Annotated in this window: 5 protein-coding genes; 4 read left to right on the forward strand and 1 reads right to left on the reverse strand. The window is 72.0% G+C overall.

Annotation, left to right across the window (positions count from 1 at the left end):
- Positions 1-617 precede the first annotated feature (617 nt).
- Positions 618-1274, forward strand: a complete 657-nt coding sequence (locus ACFWNV_RS39060; RefSeq protein ID WP_383956924.1) for a GNAT family N-acetyltransferase — start codon at positions 618-620, stop codon at positions 1272-1274.
- A gap of 5 nt (positions 1275-1279) precedes the next feature.
- Here ACFWNV_RS39060 and ACFWNV_RS39065 read toward each other — a convergent pair whose 3' ends face one another.
- The gene (locus ACFWNV_RS39065; protein ID WP_383956927.1) at positions 1280-1708 is read right to left on the reverse strand and encodes a VOC family protein; all 429 of its coding nucleotides are present in this window, start codon (positions 1706-1708) and stop codon (positions 1280-1282) included.
- A gap of 210 nt (positions 1709-1918) precedes the next feature.
- Between ACFWNV_RS39065 and ACFWNV_RS39070 the strand changes: the two genes are divergently transcribed.
- The 3 genes from ACFWNV_RS39070 to ACFWNV_RS39080 all read left to right on the forward strand — a co-directional run bounded on the left by ACFWNV_RS39070 (position 1919) and on the right by ACFWNV_RS39080 (position 5695).
- Positions 1919-2368, forward strand: a complete 450-nt coding sequence (locus ACFWNV_RS39070; RefSeq protein ID WP_383956930.1) for an SRPBCC family protein — start codon at positions 1919-1921, stop codon at positions 2366-2368.
- Positions 2365-3213, forward strand: coding sequence for a DUF1206 domain-containing protein (locus ACFWNV_RS39075; RefSeq protein WP_383956933.1), 849 nt, complete (start codon positions 2365-2367; stop codon positions 3211-3213). The genes ACFWNV_RS39070 and ACFWNV_RS39075 overlap by 4 nt, the downstream gene beginning before the upstream one ends.
- 97 nt (positions 3214-3310) lie before the next feature.
- Positions 3311-5695: a bifunctional serine/threonine-protein kinase/ABC transporter substrate-binding protein gene (locus tag ACFWNV_RS39080; protein ID WP_383956936.1), complete on the forward strand. Its 2385-nt coding sequence runs from the start codon at positions 3311-3313 to the stop codon at positions 5693-5695.
- Positions 5696-5779 lie beyond the last annotated feature (84 nt).

Here is a 5779-nt window from a genome sequence, read left to right on the forward strand (position 1 = left end):
CCCAGGGCGAGGACGGAACCCGCGAGGGTCTTCTTCGAAGCGGCGATACGGCGGATGACAGCGTTGGACACGGACGAACCTTTCAACGGGGACAGAGACAGTCACAGGCACACCAGAGCCACACACGTGAAGGAGAGGGGCTCGTCGGCGGGAACAGGAGAACCAGGGGAACTCCGTCCGCCCTGCGACTCATCCAGTTCTACGGAGGTTCCGGGCTTCTGGCAACGACCCCTCTTACTAGCGACCCTCGCAGCCGAGGCTCAACGACCCCCACCCACGCCCGAACACATCACCGCAGGTGGGAAGCAGTACGGCGAGGCTCATACGGGCCGCTTAAGGACTACTATCCCGCCTCGTATGTGACCTAGGTCCTGTGGGCCGCCTCACCGCCCCAAGCCCCCGATCTCACCCTCCGTGACCGGACGTGTCCCTCTCGGCGGAAGGTTTGGGATGATTTGTTACCCCCAGATCTAAGGTCACCACCGCACCGAACACCACTTTCCGAGCCTCGTCGCCCGAGGAGCCGCAGGCGTAGTGGGAGCGGCGTCGGGTGGTCCGTACGGCGTGTCCGTCGTGCGTGATCGCAGAAGCCCGCGAGCGGTGCCTAGCGTGGGCCCATGAGCACCCGTACGACACTGCCCATCGCCGGGTACGGCATCCGGTTCGCCCGGCCCTCCGAGGCCGGGGCGGTCGCGGCTCTGCTGGCCCGCGCCTTCTCCGACGATCCGGTCATGGCGTGGTTGGTGCCCGCCTCAGCCGACCGGGAACGCCGGATCGCCCGCTACTTCGAGCTCGCCCAGCGCCAGCAGCGGCCCCGCGCGGGCGGTGTCCGGGTCGCCGCGACCGGTGACGGGCAGTTGCTGGCGGCCGCATTGTGGTCGGGGCCCGGGCGCTGGCAGGTCCCTGCGGTACGAGAGCTGGCGGCGCTCCCCCACTACGTGCGGGTCTTCGGCCTCGGTGGGATGTCGCGCGCCGGTGAGGTCCAGAACGTCATGGACGGTTCCCATCCGGAGACTCCGACGCACTGGTACCTGCCGGCCGTGGGGACGGACCCGGGGCTCCAGGGGACGGGAGTCGGTTCGGCGCTGTTGCGCCAGCAGCTGGCCGAGTGCGACAGGCTCGGGGAACCCGCCTACCTGGAGTCGAGCAAGGCCGCCAACGTTCCCTTCTACGAACGGCTCGGCTTCCGCGTCACCGCCGAGCTCCGCCTCCCGCAGGGCGGCCCCACCCTCTGGCCCATGTGGCGCGAGCCCTCGTCACCGCCTTCGCGGTGAGGGCCTCACCGGTCGGCGCCGTGTGCGGCGGGGGCCTCGTGCACGGCCGCGATGACGAAGGCGTGCCCTGCCGGATCGCTGAACCGGCGCAGCGTCGTACGGTCGTCCGGCCGGCTGCCGTCCTCCTCGGCTGACAGCGGGCGCGCTCCGAGTGCCACGGCCTCCCGCTCGGCTTCGTCGAGGGCCTCGGCTGCCACCAGGATCCGCAGGTGCGCTTGCTGCGGGCCTTCCGGCGCCGGCCAGCTCGGAGTCACGTGGTTCGGGTCGCGCCGGACCCCGAGGGCCACCGCGCCGGAGTCGTCGGTGACGAGGATCAGTTCCCCGTCGCCGGGCGCCGGACCGGTCGCGGCTCCGAGCAGTTCGGCGTAGAACCTGGCCAGGGGTTCGGGCTCGGCGCAGTCCAGGACGAAAACGCTGGTCTTGAGTACGGTCATGTCCCGCGTGTGCCCCGGGACTTCGCCCGTACGCGCATCGGCCACGGTCGGACGCCGCACCCGCCGCCGTCTCCGCATCCGCCTCCGCCTCCGAGGCGTGCGGTCCGTGCATGGGTCCGTCGCGTCCGGGTAGCCGCGCCTCGAAACGTCCTGACGGACGACGACCCACACCTGAGGGTGCGGGTAGCCGACGACACGGAAGGGGTGCGCATGTCGCACGTGGAGGAGTACGTCGAGGTCAAGGTCCCGGTACGTACGGCCTACAACCAGTGGACGCAGTTCGAGGACTTCCCCGTCTTCATGGAGGGCGTCGAACGGATCGTGCAGCGCACGGACACGCTCACCCACTGGGTGACGAACGTGAACGGGGTGCAGCGCGAGTTCGACGCGCAGATCACCGAGCAGCTCCCGGACCGGCGCGTCGCGTGGATCACGGTCGACGGTGAGGCCCGCCAGGCCGGGCTCGTCACCTTCCAGCCGGTCGATGCGTCCACCACGAAGGTCGTCCTGCACATGAGCTGGGCCCCCGACGGCCTGGCCGAGGTGGCGGCCGACAAGCTCGGCTTCGTCAAACGCCAGGTCGCGGGTGATCTGGAGCGGTTCAAGCTCTTCATCGAATCGCGCGGATCCGAGACCGGCGCCTGGCGCGGCGAAGTATGACCGCCATGGGAGTCAGGGCGGCGCGCGGGGGCTCCGATGCCGCGTCCAAGGGGGCCCGTACCGCCTCGCCGGGCGGCCGGGGCCGGGAAATCACGGCGCGCTGCGGGCTGTTCGCTCGCGGGGTGCTGTACGTACTGACCGGGATCCTGGCCGTACGCATCGCCCTGGGCGGCGGTGGCGAGGAGGCCGACCGGCAGGGAGCGCTCCACGAGCTCTCGGAGCAGCCCTTCGGCGGCGTCCTCGTCTGGGCCGTCGGCCTCGGGATCGTGGGCATGGCGCTGTGGCGTCTGGCGGAGGCCCTGTTCGGGGCGGCCGGACCGGACGGCGACAAGCCCGTGAAGCGGCTGGCCTCGGCGGCACGGTGCGTGTTCTACACCGTGGTGGCCTACTCCGTGCTGACCTTCTCGGCGGGCGCCGGGCGTTCCGGGGACGAGCAGTCGCGCGATGCGACGGCGAAGGCCATGGAACTGCCGGCCGGCCAATGGCTGGTGGGCGCCGCCGGGTTGGGGATCGGCATAGCCGGCGTGGTCATCGCGGTGCAGGCCGCACGCTTGTCCTTCCGCAAGCACCTGTCCATGGGCGGTGCCTCCGCCCGGTGGCGCAAAGCCGTCGACTTCCTCGGGGTGACCGGCGGCCTGGCCCGGGGAACGGTGGGCATCGCGGCCGGCGGCTTCCTCGTGTTCGCGGCGCTGCGCTACGACCCTGCGCAGGCGAAGGGCGTGGACGACACGCTGCGCTCGTTCACCACCACCCCGGCGGGTCCGTGGCTGCTGGTCGTGGTCGCCGTGGGGCTGGTGCTCTTCGGCCTGTTCTCCTGGGCGATGGCCCGGTGGCGCACCGTCTGATCCCGGGGCCGGGTCGGGGAAGGCCGCTGGGGCCGGGGTACGGGATCAGGCCATGGTTCCGTCACCCGACCGGTCCAGCAGGTCCTAGAGTGTGCGCGTGACCGAGCACAAGTCCGAACTCATCGCCGGCCGGTACCAGCTGGTCGAACCCATCGGCCAGGGGGGTATGGGCCGGGTCTGGCGCGGCGTCGACCAGCAGCTCTTCGGGCGCGAGGTCGCCATCAAGGAGATCGTCTTCCCCGCGGGGCTGGACGACGGCGAGCGCGCCACGCTGCTCAGGCGTTTTACCGGCGAGGCCCGCGCGGCGGTCACTCTCAGCCATCCCGGGATCATCACCATTCACGACGTCGTCGAGCACCACGGTGCCCCCGTCATCGTCATGGAGTTCATCCGGGGGCAGTCCCTCGCCGCGGCCGTCCGCGAGCAGGGCCGGCTGCCCGTGCGGCGGGTGGCGGAGATAGGGGCCGCCCTGCTCGGCGCGCTCACCGAGGCGCACGAAGCACGGATCGTCCACCGCGACATCAAGCCGGACAACGTGCTCCTGACCAAGGACCGCGTCGTCCTCACCGACTTCGGCATCGCCCACCTCGCGGACGCCACGACGAAGCTCAGCCGGAGCGGGACCGTCATCGGTACCCCGCACTACATGCCCCCGGAGCAGTTGGAGGGCAAGCGTCCGACCCCCGCCAACGACCTGTGGGCGCTCGGCGCCACGCTGTACCACGCCGTCGAGGGACGGCCGCCGTTCGAGGCCGACGGGCTCCACGCGCTGGCCGTAGCCGTCTTCACCCGCCCGCACCGGCCGCCGACGCACGCCGGCCTGCTGACGCCCGTACTGGACGCGCTCCTGACGAAGGATCCCGCGCACCGCATCGGCGCGGCCGAGGCCGCCGAGCTGCTGGCATCGGCGCTGGGGGCCTCCCGGTCGCGGGCGGACGAGGCCGCGGACACGACCGCGGAGGGCGCTGCGGAGGCCGCCGCGCGCGAGTCCGAACCGGCGCGCGGCCCGGAGGCGGCGACGGAGCACGCTCCGACCGCGCCCCGGGCCCCGACCGCGGTCCAGACCGCTCGGGAAGCGGAGCCGCCGTCCTCGTTGCCCGTACCCGAGCGGCCGACCGACCCGCCCGTGGATGTGCCCCCGACACCCCCGGCCGAGGATCTGATCTCGCTCGGCTGGACCGATCGGCAGGGGCAGGACGGGGGTACGTCCACCCGGCGGCGCGCCCTCACGCGGCGCTCCGCCGTTCTGGGAGTCGCCCTGGTCACGCTCGCGGCCGGCTCCGTTCTGACCTGGAAGCTGACCCGTGACACCCCGCCCGGCGGCGGGGGCGGCGGGACGCCCGGCGCCGGTTCCGCGGCCTCCTCCGTCACGGTGGTCATCGGAGTGGACGCACCGCTCAGCGGCTCGCTGTCGGCCATGGGGGTCGGCATGAAGAACTCCGCCGACCTCGCGGTCAGGACGTCCAACCGCACCGGGCACGTGCCCGGAGTGACGTTCGAGATCAAGGCTCTGGACGACGAGGCCGCTCCCGCCAAGGGCGGGCCGAACGCCGCGCGGTTCATCGACGACGCCAAGGTGCTCGGCCTGGTCGGCCCGCTCACCTCCGGGGTCGCCAAGACGATGGCGGCGCCGCTCGGGCAGGCGAACCTCGTCAACGTGTCACCCTCCAACACCGACCCCGTGCTGACCCTGGGTCCCCATTGGGCGAAGGGCTCCAAGTCCCGCCCGTACAAGACCTACTTCCGGACCGTCGGCTCGGACGTCGACCAGGGGCCGTTCGCCGCCCGGTACCTCCACGGCGAGGCCGGGAAGAGGAAGCTCTACGTCGTCGACGACGGCAGCGCCTACGGCAGCGGCCTCAGTTCCGGGTTCGGCACGGAGTTCACGAAGCTCGGTGGAACCGTCGTGGGGACGGACGTGGTCGATCCCGCGCAGGACGACTTCTCCCGCCTGGCCCCCCTGATCCGGGCCTCCGGCGCCGACGCGGTGTACTTCGGCGGCTACTACGACACCGCCGGGCCGCTCTCAGCGCAGCTCAAGCAGGCGGGCGTGACCGTCCCCCTGATGGGCGGCGACGGCATCTACGACCAGCAGTTCCTCACGAAGAACATGAAGGCCGAGGGCGATCTCGCCACCGGCATCGGCGTTCCCGCCGAGGGCCTGCCCAAGGGGCGGGACTTCCTCAAGGAGTACCAGGAGGCGGGGTACCCGGAGGCGGCCGGTACGTACGGCCCCTACGCGTACGACGCGACCTGGGCCGTCATCGAGGCGGTGAAGGCCGTCGTGGAGGCCCACGGCGGAGCCCTCCCCGCGGACGCCCGGGCGAAGATGCCGCAGGCCGTGGCGGGGCTGGCGTTCGACGGCGTCACCGGCCGGGTGGCCTTCGACGCGTACGGCGACACGGTCAACCGCCGGCTGACGGTGTACGCGGTGAAGGGCGGCAGCTGGACGACGCTGAAGAGCGGCCCGGGCACCCCCTGATCCGTTCGGAGGCGGCGGAGGCCCGGGAGGCGCCGTGGCACCCCCCTTGGCAGCCACGGCGCCTCCTGTCCTGCTCCCTGTCCG

It is taken from the genome of Streptomyces sp. NPDC058401 (assembly GCF_042722885.1).
Classification (GTDB): Bacteria; Actinomycetota; Actinomycetes; order Streptomycetales; family Streptomycetaceae; genus Streptomyces.